Origin of the sequence: Alkalicoccus luteus (assembly GCF_052061695.1) — a bacterium.
GTDB classification, from domain to species: Bacteria; Bacillota; Bacilli; order Bacillales; family Salisediminibacteriaceae; genus Alkalicoccus; species Alkalicoccus luteus.
The window spans coordinates 141,550-163,415 of the sequence record NZ_JBPZEY010000004.1 but is presented as its reverse complement, the minus strand read 5'-3'; the positions used below and the strand labels follow the sequence as shown (position 1 = coordinate 163,415).

Genomic DNA, 21,866 nt, shown 5'->3' with positions numbered 1-21,866 from the left:
AAAGAAGCGGGTAACACCTCCTGCCAGCTGCGGCGGGAGGTTGTTTCGTCTTGAGATTTTGCAGCAGTAAAGAGCGACAAAAAAAGCTTGTACAAAGCGTGGTTCCTCCTTTACGAAGCTTGCCGGCTGGATTATGATAAATGCACCAACAGCAGAGGAGGCGGCGCGGATGAGCAGAGTAACAATCGCAGCTTATGATCCAGCATGGCCCCGGCTGTATGAAGAGGAGGCGGCTCAGCTGCGGTCTGTATTCCAGTCCCGCTTAAAGGAGCTGCATCATATCGGCAGCACGGCAGTGCCTGGAAGTGACGCCAAACCGGTGATTGATATCATGGCGGTCTTCACTTCCATCGATGATTCTGACGCAAGTGAAGAACTTCTGAGAGCTGTAGGATACAGCAGATGCACGTCGACAAGCAGTCCGGGCAGGCTCTTTTTCAGAAAGCGCACGCCCGCAGCTTTTCATCTGCACATCTTTCCAGAAGGGAGCAAAGACATTATCCGGCACCTCGCGCTCCGGGACTATCTGCGGGCGCATCCGGCGCGGAGAAAAGCCTACGCAGGTTTGAAAAAGTCCCTCGCCTGGGAATATCCTTTTAATATGAGTGCCTATGCGGAAGGCAAACATGATTACGTCAAAGAACTGGAATGCCGCGCACTGCGCTGGTACCGCAGCCCGGCTTCCAAAAGGAGAGGATAAGGATGCGCGTACTCGTTATTGGAGCGAACGGACAGATCGGCCGTCATCTGGTCAAGCTGTTAAAAGACAGCGACAAGCATGAGGTCAGGGCAATGGTCCGCAAACAGGAACAGGCGGATGAATTCAAAGCAGATGGCATTAAAGCGGTTCTCGCAGACCTCGAAGGGCCGGTGAGCGACATCGCTGCAGCAGCAGATGGTTGTGATGCCGTTGTCTTTACAGCCGGTTCAGGCGGAAGCACCGGAGCAGATAAGACTCTGCTGATTGATCTGGACGGCGCCGTAAAGTCTGTAGAAGCGGCCGAAGAAGCAGGAGCTGCACGGTTCCTGATGGTAAGCGCGATTCAGGCGCATAACCGCAGCAACTGGAGCGAGAAGATCCGACATTACTTTTCGGCGAAGCATTATGCGGATCGAATGCTGATGAACAGCAGCCTGACATACACGATTGTTCGTCCCGGCGGTCTGACAAATGACAGCGGAAGCGGTAAAGTAAAAGCAGCCGAGAATCTGGAGCGGGCAGATATCCCCCGTGAAGACGTCGCAGCCGTCTTGTATGCAGCACTGGATGAAGAAAATACTTACCATAAAGGCTTTGACCTTGTTTCCGGTGACGACACCCCTGCAGAGGCATTAAAAAAATTGTAGCGTACGATAAGAGCAGAAGCCTGTTTTGGGCTTCTGCTCTTCGTCAGTTTAATACGCGAGAAAAGGAACCGCTATGCGTATGGTTGAATTTTCCTTCCGCTTCAAGACGCTGCTGCCATGAAAAGAGCGGCAGTGCTTCAGCTGTGTCTGGTGCTTGCAGACAGCCAGCTGCTGTACGCAGCCGTGACAAAAGGAGACAGCCACAAAAAGACCGCTGCCGGTGCGTAGGCTGTAACGGGCACTTGTATAATCGTGCTGCATAAAATAGCAAGCAGGCTCCAAGGGACGAGCCCGGCGAAGACAACAGTGGAGTCGGCAAGAATTCGTGCCAGATGAGACGCTCCGTACGACTGCCGCCAATAGGGCAGCATCGTTCGGCCTGCCAGTAAAATCGGGAAAGACTGATTAGGCGAAACGAGCGCAACGGAAGCTGCAGCCCCCGTCGTTTTCAGCGTGGCGGTGCTTAATGATTCAGAGCCGTGAAAGACTTTCTTCAACAGAGGCTGCAGCATGTCTGTATCTTCCAGCAGCTGACAGAAGGCCCCGACGATGAGAATAAACAAAACAAAGGGGAGCATATCCATCAGGCCGTTAACCCTCTCGGTACCCCTCCAAAGCACGATTATCCAGGATATAGGGTCGCCGCCTCGCAGGAAAGCAATCGCAGATCCTGCTGCAATCGCGGCAGTAAAACAGGTGTACATGCTTTTTCCCCGTACAATCAGGCCAAGCAATAAAAGCGGCGGCAGGAGGGAGAGGAAAAGCGGACCGGCTGCAGGCATGGCCTCATCTGCAAGACCGGTTCTTGGTGCTGAAAGGAGGTCAATGACAAGAAAAAGACATGCTGTAAGCGGTACGGAAATCAAAAGCGTTGGCGTAATCGTGCGCAAGTGATCTCTTGTTGTCAGCCCCGAAGCAAATGCCAGAAGCTGAAACGAGCTCGAAAGGGGAGAAGTTCTGTCGCCGACAAAAGCACCGGAAACAAGCGCTCCGCCTAGCAGGACAGGTGAGACGCCAAGAGCCGTGCCAGCCCCAATCAATGGGATCCCGACGATGCTGAGGGAGCCGACAGCGCTTCCGACAGTGAGAGACATGACGGTAGCGATCAGAAACGAGGCGGTCAGGAAAAATCCGGGATGAACGCCGGCAAGAAACAGCTGATTCAAATCATCTACAATGCCGGCATAGGTCCAGGCAGGGAGCAGAAGTCCGATGAAGACAAGCAGCCATGCGATCGCCCGGCTGCGGCTCATGCCTTTTAGAATGGTTCGTGAAACAAAGGAAACGGATGCGCCTTTGTAAAGAATCGCAGCGGCAGCGGCAGCCAGACCGGGAAGCATCGCCGGACCGAGCGGAAGCTCAAACGCAGCTGCGGTCATAAGCGGTGCGATAGCACATATAAAAACGACTGCAATCAGCCTGGTTGAATAGGTGTGTGTCACTATGATCATCTCCGTTCGTCATTGTAGCATATGATACGCACAGCGTTGACAAATAGAGCGGGTGACTATATGCTGAAGAAGAATAAAAACGGAAAGGGTGAAGCAGGCCGATGAAGTAATCTATCCTGAGCAGAAGCTGAACACGAAAGGACGGGCATACAAGGCCCCTTTATGTTCAGATCAGGATAGGGAACGGCTCTGCAGAGTCCATAAACGGGTGTTTTGTATGAAAAATGACCGGCAGATTGCCGGCTGCGTCGAACCTGGATATCAGGCGGCGTATACTTTCATGCACCCTTTTTACCTCTCCTGGTCGAACGACAGCGCTGGGAGAGGTTTTTTGTCTTTCCCGTATTAAAGGAGGGATGCAGCATGATGCTGCATGCACAACAATTATCGGCGGAAGTCAACGGAAGAGAGCTGTTTACAGATCAGACATTAACGGTGCAGGAAGGGGACCGCATTGGATTAATCGGAGCAAATGGAAGCGGCAAATCAACGCTTCTGCAACTATTGGCAGGCCAGCGGCCCCCTGATCACGGCAGCTGTCACGTTGAAAGCAATATCGTTTATTTGCCGCAGCTGAAAGAAGCAGAGGCGAAGAGCGGAGGTGAGCTGACACAGGCCTGGATTCAGAAAGCTTTCGCAGAGCAGGGAGGCTTGCTGCTGGCAGATGAACCGACCACAAGCCTGGACGAGGCTCACATTAAATGGCTGGAGGACAAGCTTCAGCATTGGAAAGGCGCCTATATTATCGTATCCCACGATCGTGCTTTTCTGGATCGGACTTGTTCGTCCCTTTGGATAATCGAACAAAACGCCATTCACACGTTTTCTGGGCAGTATCATCTTTACGAGGAGCAAAAGCGGCGGGAAACGCGTGAACAGCAGCAGGCGTATGAATCGTATGTCAGACAAAAACGTTCACTGGAGGAAGCTGCACGCAGGCGCGAAGAGCGTGCAAATCAGCTGACAAGCACGAAAAACGTCAGCCGGTCAGAAGCCTCCATCACTGGAGCAAAGCCGTACTTCGCTAAAAAGCAGAAAAAAATGCAGCAAACAGCAAAAGCGATGGAAAAACGGATGGAACAGCTGGAAGAGGTAGACAAACCTTGGGAGGAAAAACCGTTGAGAATGACGCTTCCACACGGCAAGGGCAGGGATCGTCAGGAAGAAGTGTTTGTTAAGCATATGACGGCTGAGGCTGGCGGAAAAAGGCTTTGGACCGTGATGCCTTTTCCTGTGAGGCACGGCGAAAGGCTGGCGCTGACGGGCAGCAATGGATCTGGAAAAACGACGTTTCTAAAGAAGCTGCAGCAGGGAGACGGGGTCACGAAAGCAGGCTGGAGCAGACTCGGCTTTTTTCAACAGGATTTAACCATGCTCCGCTTAGACGACACGGTACTGGAAAACACGGAACGCGAGGCTGTTCAGCCAAGAGAAGTCATTCGAACGATTCTCGCCAGGCTGGGTTTCCGCGGACGGGATGCAGAGAAAAAGGCAGCAGTGCTTAGTGGAGGAGAGCGAGTGAAGCTGTCTCTTGCGATGCTGATGACGGGCAGCTATACAGGGCTGGTTTTGGATGAACCAACGAGTTTTCTCGACATCGAGGCAGTAGAAGCATTGGAAAGACTTCTGGCAGACTATCCGGGCACACTGATTATCGTTTCCCACGACAGGCGCTTTAGAAGCAGAACGACAAATCTGGAAATTAATATCGAGGCGGGCCGGCTTTGGCGGCCGGATATGCAGGGAAATGCTCAGACGGAAGCAGATGAAGAACTGATGCGAATTGAAACGAGGCTGGCAGAGGTCATCGGCCGGCTCAGCTTGGAGCCTGATGCCGAGCTGGAATCAGAGTTTCAGAAGCTGTTAAAAATGAAAAAAGCCTTTGCAGGACGAAGCTGGCAGCAAAGGTAACTGAAACAGCCCGGGCTGTGGAGCAGCACCGGGCTGTTGCGTGGAGCATCAGCCGTACTTTTTCTGATGCTCCTTTTTCATTTTTAAGTATGTCTCATCTTCGCGGATTTGAATCCATTTCTTTTCGAAAATCTTCGCGGACGCTGCCTTTTCATCGTCGATCTGCCGTTTATTTATATTCCCCTCTTTATCATACTTTTTTCCGCCCTTATAATTAGCGTAGCGTCGTGCGCGCGTATAGCCCATCTGAATAAATTTTCGTGCCATGTCCATCCCGACAAAATCGTTCTTTTTTTTATAATCGAGGTACATATCGTAAATTGCCTCAGATGACTCTTCTGCAATATCCGGCGTCTTGAACCGCCAATGCGGAAGAATTTCGCTTTTATAAGGCTCGACCATCAGGACACCTTGTTCGCCTCTGCCGACGCGGTATTTATGGGGCTCTTCGCGAAAATCAATGTTCTCAAAATCAGCATCGTAGTCAAAAGCCAACCGGGTCACCTCCCTTTCTTGCGGTTCTATACCCGGTTGGAAATTAACAGTAAACCTACCATATAAGGAGAGTGATGCCTTGTGAAGTCCAAACGACAGCTACGATCCGCTATGTGGCAGGAAATAACGAATACGTTACAGTGTCCATTTTGCAAGGAATCTGCTGCAGCTGAGCAGGGAGCGATTGTCTGCAGCCGCGGACACCGATTTGATATGGCGAAAAAGGGCCAGCTGTTTATGCTGCGACGTCCAGCATCAGGAGGCTATGAACAGGAGCTTTTTGCCGCTAGGCAGCGCGTGATTCATGCTGGTTTTTACAAACCGATGCATGATGCGCTCGAGGCCGTTCTGCCGGAGCATGGGCTGGTGCTGGATGCAGGCTGCGGAGAGGGATCTCATTTAATGATGCTGCGAAACCGGAGGACATTCGCAGGAATTGGCATGGATAATGCGAAGCCTGGTATTGAGCAGGCCGCAGCCACTGACAGCAGCTTGATGTGGGTGACAGGCGACATCACCTCTATTCCGCTGCGGAACAATACAGTGGATCTGCTGCTGAATTTGTTTTCTCCTGCTTCGTATCAGGAATTTAAGCGGGCAGCTGGAGAAAGCGGCCTTGTTGTCAAAGCGATTCCCGGGCCGAGGTATCTGAAGGAGATTCGCCAGCTTACCGGAGAAAAAGCCTACAGCAGCGAAGAGGTGGAGGAAGGCTTTTTCACGGCTTTTCCGACAGGAGAAGCCGACCATCTGCAAGCCGAATGGTCTGTTCCGGCTAACTTGAAACAAGACGTGCTGCGAATGACACCGCTCACGTGGAAGCACCGGCATAAGCTGCATGAAACAGATGGACCGGACCAGCTGACGCTGGATGTCCGCCTCCTATTTTCCCGGCCTGTTTGACACAGATCGGCTAAAAGCTCCGTCGCTCGTCATCGAGCGGCGGAGCTTCAATGTGTGGATAACGTTCGTTCAGGTGAATAGCCTTGCATCGGCCTGTATCTGCGGTCCCGTGTTTTTCATTTGAACCAGCTTCAGCTTGTTAAAAGCGGTTCAATATCCTCTCGAATCTTGCGCGGAGCTGTTTGAGGCGAATAGCGTTTGACGACGCGCCCGTCGGCATCGACAAGAAACTTCGTAAAGTTCCACTTTATTTCAGATCCGAGCATCCCCTTCTGCTGAAGTTTCAAGTGCTGGTACAAAGGATGCGCGTCCGACCCATTTACCTTTGTTTTTTTAGCAAGCGGAAACGAAACACCGAAGTCGCGGCTGCAAACGGCAACCATTTCTTCATCTTGGACCGGCTCCTGATTCATAAATTGGTCAGATGGGAAGCCAAGAACAACTAATCCGCGCTCCTGATAATCCTGATAAAGCTCCTCCAGCTCTTCAAATTGAGGAGCGAGCCCGCATTTTGTTGCTGTATTTACGATCAGCATCGGGCGTCCGCGATATGTATCAAGCGGCATTTCCTCCCCTGCAGAAGTGATCATCGTAAAATCATAAACAGTCTCAGCCATTTGTTACCTGCTCCTTTCATCATCGTAGATTCAATGTCAGTATAGCTGAAGCTGTTCGCAACGGTCTTTTATTTTGCTCAGCCATTGAAAGGGAGAGAAAATTATGTTTAAATAGTAATGATTACGATTTGAGGAGAGGTCAGAATGAATAAAATACCGGTTACCGTGCTGAGCGGTTATTTAGGAGCGGGAAAAACGACGATGCTGAACAACCTGCTTGCAGAGCGGGGAGCGCGGCGCACCGCGGTTATCGTCAATGACATGAGTGAAATTAACGTTGATGCGGGGCTGATTGAGCAGGGTGGTTTCAAACGGACTGAAGAAAAGCTTGTTGAGATGTCAAACGGTTGTATTTGCTGCACACTGCGCGAAGATTTGCTGGAGGAAGTGAAGCAGCTGGCGGAAGCGGGCGGCATAGATCACATCTTGATCGAATCATCTGGAATCAGCGAACCAGTCCCGGTTGCCCAGACATTTACGTACGTTGACGAGGAAACCGGCATCGACCTTACCGAGTTCTGTGCGATTCAATCGATGGTAACCGTCGTGGATGCCAACCGGTTCTGGCATGACTTTCGTTCAGGAGAATCGCTGCTTGAACGGCAGCAGGGTGCTTCAGAAGACGACGAACGGGATATTGCGGACTTGTTAATCGACCAAATTGAATTTTGCAACGTGCTGATTTTGAACAAAACGGACCTAGTATCCGAAGAGAAGCTGACCGAAATCGAGCAGGTGCTTCGGAAGCTGCAGCCGGATGCGGAGCTGATCCGTACAACGCATGGAAAAATAGACGCAGATGTCCTTCTGGCTGAACGCAGGTTTGATTTTGATCAAGCCAGTATGTCGGCCGGATGGATGAAAGAGCTTCAGCAGGAGGAACATACGCCGGAAACAGAAGAATATGGCATATCGAGCTTCGTTTACAGAAGTCGTACTCCGTTTCATCCGCAGCGCTTCGTTGACTGGATGCAGGAGCTCCCGGAAGAGGTGGTGCGAATGAAGGGGATCGTCTGGAGCGCCGCCTACGGCGATATGGCGCTCTCGCTTGCTCAGGCTGGTCCGTCCGCTTATCTGCATCCTGTTGCTTATTGGGTGGCAGCGCTGGATGAGGAGGAGCAGGCTCATTATCTTCGGGAAAATAAAGATCTGCGTGACGAGTGGATGGAGGGAATCGGTGACCGGAAAACAGAATTTGTGCTGATCGGACTGCACATGAATCAGGCGAAGCTGCAAACGCAGCTTGATGCTTGCCTGCTGACAAAATCAGAAATGCAGAGCGATATCGTTTATACGGATCCGTTAAAAGAACTATTTCCCGGGAAATAGAAGCGTTTAAAGCGGGCACCCTTCTTACAGGGTGTCCGCTTTTGTAGGAGGAAGCCTGTCAGACTGCCTGGCCTCATGCCGTGCAGAAGCTGGTGAGGTGCGGTATAATAAAGCAATATATATACTGCGAAAGGAGAAGCCGGCTTGGTTGATACAACTCAAATTGATACGTATTTGATTTTAAGCGCCTTTATTTTAATCAGCGGTGTTCTCGCGGCAAAGTTTTCCAACAGAGTGGGACTGCCGTCTCTCGTGTTGTTTATTCTTCTCGGCATGCTCGTTGGCAGTGACGGCCTCGGTATCGTGTATTTTGACAGTCCGGAGCTTGCACAGCTTGTCGGTGTTTTTGCCCTCGTCATCATCTTGTTTGAAGGTGGTCTGCAGACGAAATTTGCGACCGTTCGCGCCGTAGCGCTTCCTTCGATTTCCCTCGCGACAGTTGGAGTGATTTTAACATCAGGGATCGTCGGTCTGGCGGCGTATCTCATATTTGACATTACAATGATGCAGGCACTGCTTCTCGGTGCAATTGTCGGTTCGACCGATGCCGCTGCCGTATTTGCTGCCCTAAAGGAACGGAACATTAAGGCGAAGATGGGCGCGACGCTGGAGGCTGAATCAGGGACAAACGATCCGATGGCGGTCTTTTTAACAATTGGCTTTATCGAGCTGATTATCATTCCGGAAACGGCCTGGTGGGCGCTTCTGCCGGAATTTGTCTGGCAGATGGGGATCGGTCTCATCGTTGGTATCGCTGTCGGTAAAATTGCCTCGATCGCGATTAACCGGGTGAAGCTGGATTCAAGTGGTCTGTACCCGATCTTTTCGGTAGCGTTTGCGCTGCTTACATACGGGGCAGCATCCGCAGCGGGCGCAAGCGGATTTCTGGCGGTTTACATTGCGGCCCTCGTGATCGGGAACTCAGAGCTTACGTACCGGTACTCTATTTTCCAATTTAACGAAGGATTTGCCTGGATGGCGCAAATTCTGATGTTTATTTTACTCGGCCTGCTCGTCTTTCCGGCAGACTTGTTCAGCCTTGACATTATCATCGGCGGACTGCTTCTTTCTGCAGCGCTGATCTTTATCGCGAGGCCGGCAGCCGTTTATTTGTCCACACTCGGCATGGGCTATAAAAACAATGAAAAGCTGTTTCTGTCGTGGGCAGGTCTTCGGGGGGCGGTTCCGATTATTTTGGCAACCTTCCCGATCGTGGCAGGTGTGGAGAACAGTGAATTTTTCTTCAACATCGTTTTCTTCGTTGTGCTCACATCCGCTCTCGTGCAGGGAACGACGATTTCGCCGCTCGCGAAAAGGCTTGGTCTCATGGGACCGAAGAAGGACAACCCGCACCACTCCATTGAATTGATATCGATGGGGAAAGCAAATGCAGAAATGGTGCAGTTTAAAGTGGACGGCGACGCACTGATTGCAGGACAGAAGCTAAAAGACGTTGACTTTCCGCGTAAAGCATCGATCAGCGCGATCGTAAGGGATGAAACGTTAATCACTCCTTACGGAGAAACAGAAATTCAAAACGGGGATTTTCTTTATATTCTCGTTGCTTCCCGCTATAAGCGAGAACTGAAGCGGGCACTCGAACAGAAAAAATCACCGCAGCCACCGTATTCCTGATTCAGGAATACGGCTGCTGAAAAGGCGGACCGATCAACATCGGTCCGCCTTCCAGAGGGTTGATAAAGTCATTTTAAGTGAATAAGATTGCATCTGCCTGTATCTGCGGACACTCGCTTTCCGGAGGGAACGGGCTCAGCTAACCGCTTCCTCCTGCTGTCGGAAGCGCTGGATCTTCGCCTCGTTCTGATCCTCCCGGAGTCGAGTTCCTTCGACGTCGGCAGCTGGCAGTGCGTTTCACGTGCCTGGCTATGCATACACAATCGGCTTCCATACAGGTAAACCTTCCCGATGAAACGTTTCGATGTTAAGTAGGGAAGTCCGTCCTTCATCGAATTCATGATAAACGTAAAAAAGCAGCTGCGTCTGCCTGTCGTGACGTTGTTCTCCACGAATCAGAGCCGTTTTCCCGATGTGTCCGGCGTACACGTGGAAACAGCGCAGTCTGAAGATGCCGTGCCGTTCAGATCTGCGAACGGCATGAAAAGCGCGAGCGGAGCCGGACTGGGTCTTGAAGGCTTCTTGTGAGAAGCCTGAGTCCGAGTGAAGCCGCGTCATCCTCCCGTTCCTTTCTTCTCTTCATACAGGGGTCACCCTGAGAAGAGCTGAAGGCCAGCCCACGGCAGGCTAGGTAAGCAGAAGGAAAATACAATCATACGAATAAACATGTAAGTTGATAGACTTTTTCAACAGCCTGAAAGGCGGACCGATCAACATCGGTCCGCCTTCTTTTTTATCGATTAGCACGGGCAACCGGCGGGCTTATACTTATCTGAGCCGCTTTATGTTGTATTTGCCTCAGGCTGTTTTCGCTTTCGTGGCGCTTGTGCCGTTTTATTCGTTATAACGATTTTGTTAGGCCGCTCAAGTTCGTTTTTACAACAGGGTTGCTTACAAGGAGGTCTTAACCGGCATGATTCGATTTGCAGGCTCTGCATCGAGCTTTGCAAATTCCGTTAACTCGCATATACTAGGACGCAGCAGATGCAGGTGTTCAGCCTGCCTGAATAAAAGGAGGAATTGACATGGCAGAACAGCGAGGCATGATGCTGGTGCAGACAGGTAACGGGAAAGGGAAGACGACGTCGGCTGTTGGAACGGCGGTTCGGGCAGCCGGACGAGGGATGAGCGTTAAAATGCTGCAGTTTATCAAATCGCCGGAGCGTACATACGGGGAAACAATATCGCTGCGAAAGCTGGGGGTTGAAGTAGAGCAGCTTGGCATCGGCTTTACGTGGACAAAAACGCCGGAAGAACACCGTGAAGCGCTGCGTAAGGCCTGGCCAAAAGCAGTAGAAGCACTGGATGGGAGCTACGATGTCGTCATTCTGGATGAGCTGAACAACGCGCTTGCCATTGATTCCTTTCCAATTGACGATGTGCTTCCGCTCGATGATGTTCTCTCGGCACTGACCAATCGTCCGAAGCACGTCCACGTTCTCGTAACAGGTCGAAACGCACACGAAAAAATAAAAGAAGCCGCTGATCTCGTTTCAGTCACAGAAGCCGAGAAGCATTATTACGATGAGGGCATTCCGGCGATTAAAGGGATTGAATTTTAATGAAAGCAGCGCCGCTGATGATTCAGGGTACGCATTCCGATGCAGGAAAAAGCGTGCTGACTGCCGGCCTCTGCCGTGTATTTGCGCGTCAGGGCTTTAAGACAGCGCCGTTTAAGTCACAAAACATGGCACTTAATTCGTATATCACGGCGGATGGTCTTGAAATCGGCCGGGCACAGGGCATGCAGGCCGAAGCGTGCGGAATGGAAGCGGACACGGACATGAATCCGATTCTACTTAAGCCATCCGGCTATAACCGGTCGCAGGTCGTTGTAAACGGCAAGGTTCTTCGCGCCATGGAAGCAACGGAATATCGGGAGCAGTACTTTGAGAAAGGCCTTCAGACGGTGACGAATGCCTATAACCGCCTAGCCTCCAGAACAGAGCGGATCGTGATAGAAGGAGCAGGGAGCCCGGCAGAAATTAATTTACAGGACCGGGAAATCGTGAATATGCGCATTGCCCGCATGGCCGAGGCACCTGTCCTGCTTGCAGCAGATATCGACCGTGGCGGCGTTTTTGCATCGATTGTTGGCACGCTTGAACTGTTGAGTAGAGCAGACAGAAAGCGTGTGAAGGGCTTCATCATCAATAAATTTCGCGGAGATCAGTCTTTGCTTCAGCCGGGACTTGACTGGCTGGAGGAGTATACCGGAAAGCCGGTCGCAGGGGTGATGCCCTATCTGCCGGATCTCCGCCTGGAAGAAGAGGATTCGCTTGGCTTGGAGACATACGGAAGGGGAACGGCCGGCAGGGATCTCGATATTGCGGTTATTCGCTTTCCTTATCTATCCAATTACACGGATCTGGACCCGTTCCGGTTTGAACCGGACTGCGCTGTTCGATTCGTCGAGCGGCCTGAGCAGCTAGGCGAACCTGATTTGCTTATTCTGCCAGGCAGCAAAACGACGGTTGCCGATGGACAGTTTTTGATCAGAAACGGATTGAACGAAGCGATTGCAGAAAAAGCGGGAGAGATGCCAATCATCGGAATTTGCGGCGGCTATCAACTGCTTGGCAGAACAGTCGAGGACCCGGCAGCTGCGGATACAGAGCTGAGAGAGTGTCAGGGGCTGAATGTGATTCCGGATATGAAGACGGTGATGGATCCAGTGAAAACGACAGTGCGTATCTCAGCGAGCGTTAACTGGGAGCGTGAAGTGCATTCGCTCACTGGATATGAATTGCACATGGGGCAGACCGTTCACGAAGCTCCGGAGTGGTTATCCGGCGGGATTCATGGCAGCAGCGCGGCAGTGAACAACGTGTACGGCACGTATATGCATGACATTTTTCATAACGATACATTCCGCCACGCACTGCTGGACAGCTTGAGACGTCAAAAAGCGCTCCCGCCTGTCCGCAGGGTGAGCGTTGCAGAAGAGAAAACGAAGGCATTTGACCGCCTGGCCGATGCAGTCGAAGCACATCTTGATATGGAGCTGATTGAACGGCTGATGAACGAAGGGAGACAGACAGATGAACTGGCGTGAAGCGGCAGAGAACATACCTGAGATCGATCAAACAGCAGCTGAACAGATGCGGATGCATCTGGATTCGCTGACAAAGCCGCAGGGCAGTCTCGGCAGGCTGGAGGAATTGGCCGTAACGCTCTCCGGCATGCAGGGAGATTTGCAGACGGGAAAGCCTGCGGTGCTTGTATTTGCAGGTGACCACGGGGTGACAGCTGAAAGGGTCTCGCTTTACGGGTCAGAAGTCACCGCTCTGATGGCGCAGAATTTTGTGACCGGCAAAGCAGCGGTTAACGTTCTCGCGAGACAGATCGGAGCAGATGTTTATGTGTATAACGTGGGGATTGATGCAGCTGATACGGCAGCTATCAACCGCAACGTTCGTCGCGGTACCGGAAATATAGCAAAGGAACCGGCGATGACTGCAGCAGAAGTAAAGCAGGCACTTCAAATTGGAGCCGACGCCGTTGAAGCTTCAAAGGCAGATATTATCATCCCCGGGGACATGGGCATCGGCAATACAACGGCAAGCAGCGCGCTGCTGTGTGCGTACACGGGACTTTCTCCGGAAGCGGCAGCGGGCAGTGGGACAGGTGTAGAGGGGCCGCAGCTCAAGCATAAAATCGAGGTGATCGGGCGAGCGGTGAAGCGGTCTGATGCGAAGGAACCGCTTCACATATTAGCTGATTTAGGCGGTTTGGAGATCGCGGCTATGGCCGGAGCCATGGTTCGCGCGGCTTCAATGCGGAAGCCGGTTCTCGTAGACGGGTTTATTGCAACTGTTGCAGCAATAGCTGCAGCAAAACTTGCACCAGGAGCAGAGCGCTTTTTTCTTTACGGACACAAATCTGCAGAAGCAGGTCATGCAGCGGCGCTGGAAGCAGCTGGCGGAAAACCGCTGCTTGATTTAGGGATGCGTCTCGGCGAAGGGACCGGGGCGGCCGCTGCTTATCCGCTGCTAAAAATGGCACAGGCGCTGACGGAAGAAATGGCGACGTTTGCCGATATCGGCCTTGCCTGACAGAACAGATGTAGACTTTTTCCAGCAGTCCATACTATAATACAAAGTAGAACTGAAAAACGTAACGCTCGTCAGCAGAGAGGTGTCGGCATCAGCCGATGAAAAGGGAAGCCGGTGTGAATCCGGCACGGACCCGCCACTGTAAACGCACAGGCATTTCACAATCCACTGCATTCCGCGGGAAGGGTGAGGCTGCCGTTTATGCGTAAGTCAGGAGACCTGCCTCTCTGTCGATTTAAACACCTTCGGGAAAAAGGTTGTTTGAAGTGCAGACGAGGAGATTTCCGGGAATCTGAAACGGCTCTCTTCATGCATTTTATTCAGCGCAGTCCTTCGAAGGGCGGCGTTTTTTTATGTTCCACTACATAATCATGGGGGAGTAACGATGAAAAAAATGACGGCACCGCTTCTGCTATCAGCCGCGCTCATCATCAGCGCATGCGGGACAGAGGGAAACAATGAGAACGGGAATACGAACACGGACAATCAGGAAGCAAACGAAGACACGACTGGCAACAATGAGGCAGCGGAAGATGAAGAAGGAGCTGCAAATAACACAGAGAACAATGTATCAAACGAGGAGCAAAATGATGAGGATAATGAAACAGCCGGAGAGTTCCCGGTAACGATAACGGATAACGCAGGCAATGAAGTGACGATCGACGAAGAACCGGAAACTATTGTTACGCTGCAGCCAAGCGATACAGAAATATTATTTGAAATCGGCGCAGGCGACAGACTCGTAGGGGTTTCGGAGTATTGCAATTATCCGGAAGAAGCGCTCGAAATTGAAAATGTCGGGGCGCAGGACATGGATTTGGAACGCATTCTCTCTTTAGAGCCTGACATGGCACTCGTTTCGGATTATCACGCCTCCAGTCATGATGATAGTTTAGAGCAGTTGCGTGATGCCGGAATTGATGTCGTTGTTGTGCGGAATGCCGAATCGTTTGAAGGCACTTATGACACGATTGAAACACTCGGCATGCTCACCGGAACAGAAGAAAATGCAGAAGAACTCATAGCGGAGATGGAGAGCGGCATGGAAGAGCTCGCGGAGCTTGGAGAAACGATCGACGAAGAAGAGCGCAAGCGCGTCTGGGTGGAAGTAGCACCATCTCCGGATATTTTCACTACTGGTACCGGCACCTTCATGCATGAGATGCTGGAGACGATCGGGGCGGAAAACGCAGCGGAAGAGCATGAAGGCTGGGTGAATTTGACCGAAGAAGAAATTGTCACGCTCGAGCCGGACACGATTGTCACTACCTACGGATACTATGTGGAGGATCCTCAAGAAGAAGTAATGAACCGCGATGGCTGGAGTGATGTTCCTGCTGTGGCAAACGAGGACGTACACGATGTGCAAAGTGATATCGTGACGCGCTCCGGTCCGCGCCTTGTAGAAGGAACCCGTGCCGTAGCTGAGGCTGTATATCCGGATGTTTTCGAATAAAGCATGGCTGTACTATGCAGGGAGCCTCGGTCTTCTTGCTGCTGCGATAACACTTGGACTGTTTTATTCAAGCGTAACGGTCCCGGTTCCGCATATTTTGCATATTATTCTGGATAAAACAATCGGCGCTCAGCTGCTGGATGACGTTCCGTCCAACCAGTACTCGATTATTTGGGAAATCAGGCTGCCGAGAGTGCTGCTGGCTCTATGTGTTGGCGCGTCTCTCGCGCTTGCCGGAGCAGCATTTCAGGGGTTGCTGAGAAACCCGCTTGCGGACCCATATACGATCGGCGTTTCCTCCGGTGCGGCCCTCGGCGCTGTTTTCGTTATCTTTTTCCAGCTCACGATCGTAGGACTTGGTGCATTTACGCTCCCGGCTGTATCGATTGTGAGCGGGTTTCTCACGCTCATGCTTGTGTTCGGGCTTGTAAAGCTCAGCAGCAGAAGTTTGGCGATCGAAACGATTATCCTTGCGGGAATTATCGTCAGTGCATTTATCGGATCAATCATTTCACTGATTATCTCGCTCGGCAGCCAGGATGAAATGACGCAGATTATTTACTGGCTGTATGGGAGTGTTGGTATGAGAGGCTGGAGCTACGTGCAGCTGATCGTACCGTTTCTGATTATCGGTTCCATTATGCTCGTCACCCGCTACCGGGACCTGAATGCACTTGCGCTCGGAGAAGAAGCTGCCGGTCATATTGGTGTAAATGTCGGCCGCGGGAAAGTGTTTATTCTTGGCGGCGCGTCGCTGCTGACTGGTGCGGCCGTTGCTGTATCGGGTACGATTGGCTTTGTTGGTCTAGTTATCCCGCACCTTGTAAGGCTTGTTACGGGACCAGATCACCGGCATGTGCTGCCAATTTCCATGATCATCGGAGGGGCCTTCTTAATCTTTGCAGATATCACGGCAAGAACGATTATTGCACCAAAGGAACTGCCAATCGGTGTGATCACGGCGCTGATCGGCGCACCAATGTTTGCGTTTCTGCTTATTAGAAACCGCATCGGAAAGGGGAAGAAGCTGGCATGAACATCACCGGACTGAGCGGCGGCTACGGCGGCCCTCCAATCATTGAATCGATGGACCTTCATATAAAACAGGGAGAATTTTTCGGCCTGCTCGGTCCGAATGGCAGCGGAAAAACGACGCTGTTTAAGCTTGTCAGCGGTTCCCTTAAGCCGGACCATGGAGACGTATCGCTTCAGGGTGCTTCGCTGTTAACGATGTCTCCAGTGCAGCGTGCCAGAAAAATAGCCGTTCTCACACAAGAAACAAATGTCTCCTTCGATTTTACTGTCGAGGAAGTGATCCGGCTCGGCCGCTATGCTTTTCAAAAAGGCCTGTTTAAAATGCTGAGCCGGGAAGACAGGGCGCTCATCGATGAAATTATGGCGCTGACCGACACAGAAAAATTTCGCGATACGTCGTTCTTCCGGTTAAGCGGAGGTGAAAAGCAGCGGGTACTGCTCGCAAAGGCACTTGTGCAGGAGCCGGAGGTGCTTCTGCTGGATGAACCGACGAATCATCTTGATATTCGTCATACGTTTGACATGCTGAACGTATTGAAAGAGCGGCAGGAAACGCAGGGACTAACCGTCTTTGCCATTTTGCATGATTTAAATATTGCGGCCCTTTACTGTGACCGCGTCGGACTTCTTCATGAAGGAAAGCTTCAGGAAACGGGTCCGGTCGATATTATGCGCCGTTCAGAGCGGCTGTCCAGTATTTACGGAGTAGAAACGTGGACGCAGTCGCATCCGACATTGCCGCGGCCGCAGCTGCTCATGAACCCGAAAAAGCAGGATGAATCTGCCATGTCTCTTCACGACAGTGTCACCGTAGAAGCTGATCGAAATCTGGTCCAAATTTCGAGTCCAAAGCCGCTCCGGACAATTTCCAACGGGGTGGCCGGTGAGGGAATTCAGTGGATTCGCCACATTGCCAATTTTCACGTCGACAAACAATACAGCAGCCGTACTCCGGAAGCTGATATGAAAGCGTGGCTGGAAAAACGCAGTCTGCCGGTTGAACAGTCGATCGGCTTGATGACCGCTGTGAAAACAGAAATGGCCGTTGTCCGAAAAGAAACCATCAATGGCATCGCGTTTACCGCTGTCGTGACTGCAGGCACCGGAAACGCGGTTGATATCACTTATGACGGTCCTGAATTGGAGCGGGAAAAAATCGGTACGATTAATACGTTCCTGGCGGTGGATGCGAACCTGACGGACGGGGCGCTCGTGAACGCGTGTATGTCTGCAGTAGAAGCGAAGGTGCAGGCACTGCGGGATGAAGATGTTCGTGATCCTCAAACTGGAACTCCCGCCACAAGCACTTCTACGGATGCGCTCGTTATTGCCGCGACCCAGCAGGGAAAACGGACGCCTTACGCAGGGTCTGGAACCCCGGTCGGGCGGGGGATAGGCCGTATCGTCTATGAAGCGACGAGAGAAGCGGTGCGGGCAGACAGGCGCTGGAAGGAGACGCACACATGATCATTCCGGGATGGACAGCTGCGGCGGCTCTCATCGTTGACTGGGTAATTGGGGATCCGAAACGTCTCCCGCACCCGGTTTCTGGGATGGGACGTTTGATCGCATTCGGCACCCGGCATCTGAATCATGGGTCGAACCGAGCCAGAAGATGGAAAGGTGTTTTGCTCGCTGCTTTCGTACCAGGCTTCGTCTGGTGTGTCTCCGCTTTGCTGCTTTATGCAGCATGGGTGCTTCATCCGGCTGCCTCCATGGCAGCAGGGGTTCTCATGACCGCGTCAACGATTGCCTGCCGCGGTTTAAAGGAAGCGGCCTATGCGGTCATGACGCCGCTCGCAAAAGGAGATTTACCAGCAGCCAGAGGTGCGCTTTCGATGATCGTCGGTCGGGATACGGCCCAGCTGAGCGAGTCGGAGATTGTACGGGGTACGGTGGAAACAGTTGCAGAGAACACAGTGGACGGCGTGACCGCTCCACTGTTTTATGCGTTTATCGGCGGACCGCCGCTTGCGATGGCCTACCGCGCTGTCAATACGCTCGATTCCATGGTCGGGTACCGCAGTGAACCATACGCTGCCTTTGGCTGGGCTTCTGCAAGGCTCGATGATGTTGTAAACTGGCTCCCGGCGAGGCTGACGCTGCTGCTCATGACAGGAGCAGCACTGATAATGAATCCAAAGCAGGCAGGTCAAGGGTTTCGCTGGGCCTGGCAGGATGCAGGAAAACATCCCAGCCCGAACAGTGGCTGGTCCGAGGCATTTATTGCTGGATTTTTAGGGGTCAAGCTCGGCGGAACCAACTATTATCACGGGGTAGTTTCCCGTCGTGCGGAAATGGGACCGGGGGCGAAGGTGCTTGAACGAACCCACATTATCTCTGCTGTCCGGATGCTGTATGGCGCTTCGCTGCTCGGTGCAGCGGCTGGCGTCACTCTGTTTGTTTTGATAGGAGGAATGTAAATGGTGCAATGGCCTGATCACGGCGGCCAGCCGGATTATCTAAAAGCGTACACATCCGGCAAGACGCAGTGGCTTGATTTCAGTGCAAATATTAATCCGCTCGGTCCTCCGAAAGGGATGCTGGAGCTCGCTGCCAATGCGTTATACGAAACGGACCGTTATCCGGATCCGGCCTATACAAGCTGCCGCGGCCAAATCGCAGCGGCAGAGCAGGTAGACCGGGAGCAGGTCTGTGTCACTAACGGTGGAGCGGAGGCCATATTTCTCGCAGCCTCGCTTTCTGCCGGTAAAACAGCGGTGATGGCAGAGCCGTCATTTAGTGAATACCGGCGGGCTTGTCGTCACTACGGTATTAACGTCTATGCAGTTGACGGGGCGGTTGACCACGGAATCTGCGAAAAACTGGTGCAGGAAGTGGAAAGAACCGGAGCAGACTTGCTGTTTTTAAACCGCCCGCACAATCCGAGCGGAGTTGTACTGCCTAAACGGGACGTTCGCCAGCTATTGGAGCAGCTTCCAACTACTACCATAGTGGTGGACGAAGCATTCGTTGATTTTCTGCCCGAATATGAAAAGCTGAATGATCTGCTGGTTCAGCATGATCACCTGATTTTACTGCGTTCGATGACAAAAATGTTTGCCGTTCCGGGACTTCGCTGCGGGTTTGCTCTTGCAGGGGAAGAACTGGCCGGCCGGATGAGAAACAATCAAATTCCGTGGAGCGTTAATACGATCAGTGAAATCCTGCTCGGCAGCATGATGCAGGAACATGCATTTATTCGTCAAACAAGGCTGTGGCTGCAGGAGGAACTGGAATGGATTCAAACACAGCTTCCAACGAGTATGACGATGTCGGATACGAGCGTGAACTATTATCTGCTTCAGGAGGCATCGCTTTCTGATCATGAACCATTGCTGGCACATTTGGCCGAAAGCGGAATCGCTGCCCGGCATACATACGGCTTTCGAGGAATTGAGGGACGTGCGCTTCGGCTGGCTGTGCGTCAGAGGAAAGAAAACAAGCGACTGATGGAGGTGCTCCAGCAATGGGCAGATCCGAGTTGACGTTTATCAGCGGAGGCGCGCGATCCGGCAAAAGTGCCTGGGCAGAACATCTCGTTCTTACCCAGGCAGAGCATCCCGTATATTTGGCGACGGCCAGCGTGACAGACGCGGAAATGGAAGCACGCATAAGCAAGCACCGTGAGGATCGGAACAGCCGGTTTCGTCTGATTGAGGAACAGACAGATCTGATCAAGGCGCTTCCGAAACAAGGAGCTGTCCTGCTGGATTGTTTGACAATCTGGACGGCAAATTTATTGTATCAGCAGCATAATTCAGAGCATGATGTCATAGATGCGGTCAAGGCTCTTCTGGATGAAGCCCGGCGGAGGGAGCTGATGCTTACGATCGTGTCTAATGACGTAAATGAATCGGTGCTGCCACGTGCAGAGGAGGTACACCGCTATGTGCGGGTGCTGGAAGCTGCCCACTGGCAGCTTGTAAAGCGCGCCGATCATGTTTATCAGGTGCAGGCGGGCATGCCCGTCTGCTGGAAGGGGAGCCCATTGTGAAGCAGGCCGGCTACGGATTTATCTTAACGATGCAGTTTTTAACAAGAGTACCGATGCCGATTCAGGCTGACTGGAATAAGACGTCAGCCAGGTGGGCCCTCCGCTTTTATCCATTAATCGGGTTGCTGATCGGTCTGCCGGCAGCCGCGCTTGCTGCGCAGACTATCACCTCATCAGCGGTCACAGCTGCGCTTATTCTCACCTATTTCATCTGGATCAGCGGAGCGCTGCATCTGGATGGCTGGATGGATACTTTTGATGCGATAGGATCCAATGCCCCCTTGGAGCGCAAGTGGGAGATCATGCAGGATCCTCGGGTTGGAAGCTTCGGCATGGTAAGCGTTATCGTGCTTTTGCTCTGGAAGCTGATTCTAATCCATGAACTGCTTTCCGCAGACATCAGCCCGTGGCTCTTTTTACTAGTTCCTGCAGCAGGACGAATGACGGCTGTTTATTTACTCGTGTTTACGAAAACAGCGCATTCGGACGGTTTGGCAGCAGTGTGGAAACAGTACACCAAGCCTGCAGACGCCTGGATCGCTGCTTTGCCTTTGGCGGCTGTCTGCATCGCAGCAGGAACACCGGGAGTGCTGGCCGGACTGGCGTTGGTTTTGTTCTGTGCGGGCATTCGCAGCTGGTATCTTAAGCAGTTTAGGGGCATAAACGGGGATTTGGCAGGAGCTTCAATAGAAGGAGGAGAGCTATGGATTCTAACGACACTATTTATCTGGACATTGTTCGTCATGGCGTAACGGAAGCGAACTTGGCCAAGCAGTATTTGGGGTGGACGGATGAGCCGATATCGCCACAGTCCGCACCGGCATTAAAGGAATTGAAGCGGCTGCTCGTTCCGGCAGAGTGGCAGGAGGTGCACGCAAGCGACCTGCTGCGCTGCCGGCAGACCGCTGCAGCACTAGACCTGACGCCTCAGTTTGATGAGCGGCTCCGCGAAATGCATTTTGGAAAATGGGAAATGCGCACGTATGAGGAGCTGAAGCATGAGGAGGCTTACCGGAGGTGGGTGGACGATCCCGTCACAAGAAGGCCCCCGGGAGGCGAATCATGGAATGATTTGAATGAGCGAGTTGGAGACTGGTACGCAGACATGCTTGAACGAGCGCCGGAGCGGGTAGTCGTTGTAACCCATGGAGGCGTTATACGAACGCTGCTCATGCTGACAGGGGCCGCTAATCATCTCTGGCAGTATAAAGTCCGGCACGGAGGCGCCTTCCGTCTAACGATAAGCCGGCAGAAAGAAGGGTGGATATGCACATCATTATCGGCGGTGCCTACGCTGGAAAAAGGGAGCATGCCGATCGAAGCTACCCCGAAGCAGAATGGATAAATGCAGGCGGGAAACGTCCGCCGAAAGCAGATGTCACGATCGTAACCGGCTGCTCAGCATGGCTGCGGAGCGGACATACATCAGCAGACGTAATCGACTGGCTTGAGACGCTTTCCGATCAAACCTGCGTCGTTGTCATTATCGAAGAAATGGGAAACGGCATCGTACCGGCTGACGCCGGCGACCGCCGGCTGCGTGATGAAAACGGCAGACTTGCTCAAAAGCTTGTAAAGGCAGCCGAAACGGTAGATTACGTCTGGCACGGGCTCGTGAAGCGAAAAAAGCCTTAAAAA

The 21,866-nt window shown here is 52.3% G+C and carries 22 protein-coding genes and 1 riboswitch; of the genes, 19 read left to right on the top strand and 3 right to left on the bottom strand.

The window, feature by feature from the left end:
• Nucleotides 1-169 precede the first annotated feature (169 nt).
• Nucleotides 170-700 carry a GrpB family protein gene (locus tag ACSZLD_RS07090; RefSeq protein WP_377908724.1) on the top strand — a complete coding sequence of 177 codons (531 nt, stop codon included), beginning with the start codon at nucleotides 170-172 and terminating at the stop codon, nucleotides 698-700.
• 2 nt (nucleotides 701-702) lie between these two features.
• Complete coding sequence (locus ACSZLD_RS07085) at nucleotides 703-1,347, top strand: SDR family oxidoreductase (RefSeq protein WP_444684723.1); 645 nt, start codon at nucleotides 703-705, stop codon at nucleotides 1,345-1,347.
• A gap of 137 nt (nucleotides 1,348-1,484) precedes the next feature.
• Here ACSZLD_RS07085 and ACSZLD_RS07080 read toward each other — a convergent pair whose 3' ends face one another.
• Nucleotides 1,485-2,789 (bottom strand): Na+/H+ antiporter NhaC family protein, encoded by a 1,305-nt coding sequence (locus ACSZLD_RS07080; RefSeq protein WP_444684722.1) that lies wholly within the window; start codon nucleotides 2,787-2,789, stop codon nucleotides 1,485-1,487.
• A gap of 372 nt (nucleotides 2,790-3,161) precedes the next feature.
• Here ACSZLD_RS07080 and abc-f point away from each other — a divergent pair, with 372 nt between their 5' ends.
• Nucleotides 3,162-4,709 carry a ribosomal protection-like ABC-F family protein gene (gene abc-f / locus ACSZLD_RS07075; RefSeq protein WP_444684721.1) on the top strand — a complete coding sequence of 516 codons (1,548 nt, stop codon included), beginning with the start codon at nucleotides 3,162-3,164 and terminating at the stop codon, nucleotides 4,707-4,709.
• A gap of 48 nt (nucleotides 4,710-4,757) precedes the next feature.
• Here abc-f and ACSZLD_RS07070 read toward each other — a convergent pair whose 3' ends face one another.
• Nucleotides 4,758-5,204, bottom strand: a complete 447-nt coding sequence (locus ACSZLD_RS07070) for a DUF4385 domain-containing protein (RefSeq protein WP_377908729.1) — start codon at nucleotides 5,202-5,204, stop codon at nucleotides 4,758-4,760.
• 81 nt (nucleotides 5,205-5,285) lie between these two features.
• On the opposite strand from ACSZLD_RS07070, the gene ACSZLD_RS07065 reads away from it, so the two are divergent.
• Nucleotides 5,286-6,104: a methyltransferase domain-containing protein gene (locus ACSZLD_RS07065; RefSeq protein WP_377908730.1), complete on the top strand. Its 819-nt coding sequence runs from the start codon at nucleotides 5,286-5,288 to the stop codon at nucleotides 6,102-6,104.
• Between the two features lie 131 nt (nucleotides 6,105-6,235).
• On the opposite strand, the gene ACSZLD_RS07060 is transcribed toward ACSZLD_RS07065, so the two are convergent.
• Entirely contained in the window at nucleotides 6,236-6,721 is a 486-nt protein-coding gene (locus tag ACSZLD_RS07060; protein WP_377908731.1) for a glutathione peroxidase, read from the bottom strand.
• 144 nt (nucleotides 6,722-6,865) lie between these two features.
• Here ACSZLD_RS07060 and ACSZLD_RS07055 point away from each other — a divergent pair, with 144 nt between their 5' ends.
• From ACSZLD_RS07055 to ACSZLD_RS06985, 15 genes are all read left to right on the top strand, one after another.
• Complete coding sequence (locus ACSZLD_RS07055) at nucleotides 6,866-8,050, top strand: GTP-binding protein (protein ID WP_377908733.1); 1,185 nt, start codon at nucleotides 6,866-6,868, stop codon at nucleotides 8,048-8,050.
• Between the two features lie 144 nt (nucleotides 8,051-8,194).
• Nucleotides 8,195-9,685 (top strand): potassium/proton antiporter, encoded by a 1,491-nt coding sequence (locus ACSZLD_RS07050; protein WP_444684720.1) that lies wholly within the window; start codon nucleotides 8,195-8,197, stop codon nucleotides 9,683-9,685.
• Nucleotides 9,686-10,024: 339 nt separating this feature from the next.
• Nucleotides 10,025-10,213 carry a hypothetical protein gene (locus tag ACSZLD_RS07045; protein ID WP_444684719.1) on the top strand — a complete coding sequence of 63 codons (189 nt, stop codon included), beginning with the start codon at nucleotides 10,025-10,027 and terminating at the stop codon, nucleotides 10,211-10,213.
• A gap of 497 nt (nucleotides 10,214-10,710) precedes the next feature.
• Complete coding sequence (locus ACSZLD_RS07040) at nucleotides 10,711-11,247, top strand: cob(I)yrinic acid a,c-diamide adenosyltransferase (RefSeq protein ID WP_444684718.1); 537 nt, start codon at nucleotides 10,711-10,713, stop codon at nucleotides 11,245-11,247.
• The gene (locus tag ACSZLD_RS07035) at nucleotides 11,247-12,740 is read left to right on the top strand and encodes a cobyric acid synthase (RefSeq protein ID WP_444684717.1); all 1,494 of its coding nucleotides are present in this window, start codon (nucleotides 11,247-11,249) and stop codon (nucleotides 12,738-12,740) included. Before ACSZLD_RS07040 ends, ACSZLD_RS07035 begins: the two co-directional genes overlap by 1 nt.
• Nucleotides 12,727-13,740 carry a nicotinate-nucleotide--dimethylbenzimidazole phosphoribosyltransferase gene (cobT, locus tag ACSZLD_RS07030; protein WP_444684716.1) on the top strand — a complete coding sequence of 338 codons (1,014 nt, stop codon included), beginning with the start codon at nucleotides 12,727-12,729 and terminating at the stop codon, nucleotides 13,738-13,740. The genes ACSZLD_RS07035 and cobT overlap by 14 nt, the downstream gene beginning before the upstream one ends.
• 63 nt (nucleotides 13,741-13,803) lie before the next feature.
• Nucleotides 13,804-13,981: riboswitch (cobalamin riboswitch) on the top strand.
• A 144-nt stretch (nucleotides 13,982-14,125) separates the two neighbouring features.
• Nucleotides 14,126-15,196: an ABC transporter substrate-binding protein gene (locus ACSZLD_RS07025; RefSeq protein WP_444684715.1), complete on the top strand. Its 1,071-nt coding sequence runs from the start codon at nucleotides 14,126-14,128 to the stop codon at nucleotides 15,194-15,196.
• Complete coding sequence (locus tag ACSZLD_RS07020; RefSeq protein ID WP_377908739.1) at nucleotides 15,183-16,232, top strand: FecCD family ABC transporter permease; 1,050 nt, start codon at nucleotides 15,183-15,185, stop codon at nucleotides 16,230-16,232. Before ACSZLD_RS07025 ends, ACSZLD_RS07020 begins: the two co-directional genes overlap by 14 nt.
• A complete protein-coding gene (locus ACSZLD_RS07015) occupies nucleotides 16,229-17,698 on the top strand; it encodes an adenosylcobinamide amidohydrolase (protein ID WP_377908740.1) in 1,470 nt (489 codons plus the stop codon). Before ACSZLD_RS07020 ends, ACSZLD_RS07015 begins: the two co-directional genes overlap by 4 nt.
• Nucleotides 17,695-18,654: an adenosylcobinamide-phosphate synthase CbiB gene (gene cbiB / locus ACSZLD_RS07010; RefSeq protein WP_444684714.1), complete on the top strand. Its 960-nt coding sequence runs from the start codon at nucleotides 17,695-17,697 to the stop codon at nucleotides 18,652-18,654. The genes ACSZLD_RS07015 and cbiB overlap by 4 nt, the downstream gene beginning before the upstream one ends.
• Nucleotides 18,655-19,719 (top strand): pyridoxal phosphate-dependent aminotransferase, encoded by a 1,065-nt coding sequence (locus ACSZLD_RS07005; RefSeq protein ID WP_444684713.1) that lies wholly within the window; start codon nucleotides 18,655-18,657, stop codon nucleotides 19,717-19,719.
• Nucleotides 19,701-20,228 carry a bifunctional adenosylcobinamide kinase/adenosylcobinamide-phosphate guanylyltransferase gene (locus ACSZLD_RS07000; RefSeq protein WP_444684712.1) on the top strand — a complete coding sequence of 176 codons (528 nt, stop codon included), beginning with the start codon at nucleotides 19,701-19,703 and terminating at the stop codon, nucleotides 20,226-20,228. The genes ACSZLD_RS07005 and ACSZLD_RS07000 overlap by 19 nt, the downstream gene beginning before the upstream one ends.
• A complete protein-coding gene (gene cobS, locus ACSZLD_RS06995) occupies nucleotides 20,225-20,980 on the top strand; it encodes an adenosylcobinamide-GDP ribazoletransferase (RefSeq protein ID WP_377908744.1) in 756 nt (251 codons plus the stop codon). Before ACSZLD_RS07000 ends, cobS begins: the two co-directional genes overlap by 4 nt.
• On the top strand, nucleotides 20,932-21,573 hold the full coding sequence (locus ACSZLD_RS06990; RefSeq protein ID WP_444684711.1) for a histidine phosphatase family protein: 642 nt from the start codon (nucleotides 20,932-20,934) through the stop codon (nucleotides 21,571-21,573). Before cobS ends, ACSZLD_RS06990 begins: the two co-directional genes overlap by 49 nt.
• A complete protein-coding gene (locus ACSZLD_RS06985; protein WP_377908746.1) occupies nucleotides 21,495-21,863 on the top strand; it encodes a bifunctional adenosylcobinamide kinase/adenosylcobinamide-phosphate guanylyltransferase in 369 nt (122 codons plus the stop codon). The genes ACSZLD_RS06990 and ACSZLD_RS06985 overlap by 79 nt, the downstream gene beginning before the upstream one ends.
• Nucleotides 21,864-21,866 lie beyond the last annotated feature (3 nt).

Coding starts and splice junctions, on each gene's coding strand:
- ACSZLD_RS07090 (WP_377908724.1), top strand. CDS start 170: ATGAGCAGAGTAACAATCGCAGCTTATGATCCAGCATGGCCCCGGCTG.
- ACSZLD_RS07085 (WP_444684723.1), top strand. CDS start 703: ATGCGCGTACTCGTTATTGGAGCGAACGGACAGATCGGCCGTCATCTG.
- abc-f (WP_444684721.1), top strand. CDS start 3,162: ATGATGCTGCATGCACAACAATTATCGGCGGAAGTCAACGGAAGAGAG.
- ACSZLD_RS07060 (WP_377908731.1), bottom strand. CDS start 6,721: ATGGCTGAGACTGTTTATGATTTTACGATGATCACTTCTGCAGGGGAG.
- ACSZLD_RS07055 (WP_377908733.1), top strand. CDS start 6,866: ATGAATAAAATACCGGTTACCGTGCTGAGCGGTTATTTAGGAGCGGGA.
- ACSZLD_RS07045 (WP_444684719.1), top strand. CDS start 10,025: ATGATAAACGTAAAAAAGCAGCTGCGTCTGCCTGTCGTGACGTTGTTC.
- ACSZLD_RS07040 (WP_444684718.1), top strand. CDS start 10,711: ATGGCAGAACAGCGAGGCATGATGCTGGTGCAGACAGGTAACGGGAAA.
- ACSZLD_RS07035 (WP_444684717.1), top strand. CDS start 11,247: ATGAAAGCAGCGCCGCTGATGATTCAGGGTACGCATTCCGATGCAGGA.
- cobT (WP_444684716.1), top strand. CDS start 12,727: ATGAACTGGCGTGAAGCGGCAGAGAACATACCTGAGATCGATCAAACA.
- ACSZLD_RS07025 (WP_444684715.1), top strand. CDS start 14,126: ATGAAAAAAATGACGGCACCGCTTCTGCTATCAGCCGCGCTCATCATC.
- ACSZLD_RS07020 (WP_377908739.1), top strand. CDS start 15,183: ATGTTTTCGAATAAAGCATGGCTGTACTATGCAGGGAGCCTCGGTCTT.
- ACSZLD_RS07015 (WP_377908740.1), top strand. CDS start 16,229: ATGAACATCACCGGACTGAGCGGCGGCTACGGCGGCCCTCCAATCATT.
- cbiB (WP_444684714.1), top strand. CDS start 17,695: ATGATCATTCCGGGATGGACAGCTGCGGCGGCTCTCATCGTTGACTGG.
- ACSZLD_RS07005 (WP_444684713.1), top strand. CDS start 18,655: ATGGTGCAATGGCCTGATCACGGCGGCCAGCCGGATTATCTAAAAGCG.
- ACSZLD_RS07000 (WP_444684712.1), top strand. CDS start 19,701: ATGGGCAGATCCGAGTTGACGTTTATCAGCGGAGGCGCGCGATCCGGC.
- ACSZLD_RS06990 (WP_444684711.1), top strand. CDS start 20,932: ATGGATTCTAACGACACTATTTATCTGGACATTGTTCGTCATGGCGTA.
- ACSZLD_RS06985 (WP_377908746.1), top strand. CDS start 21,495: ATGCACATCATTATCGGCGGTGCCTACGCTGGAAAAAGGGAGCATGCC.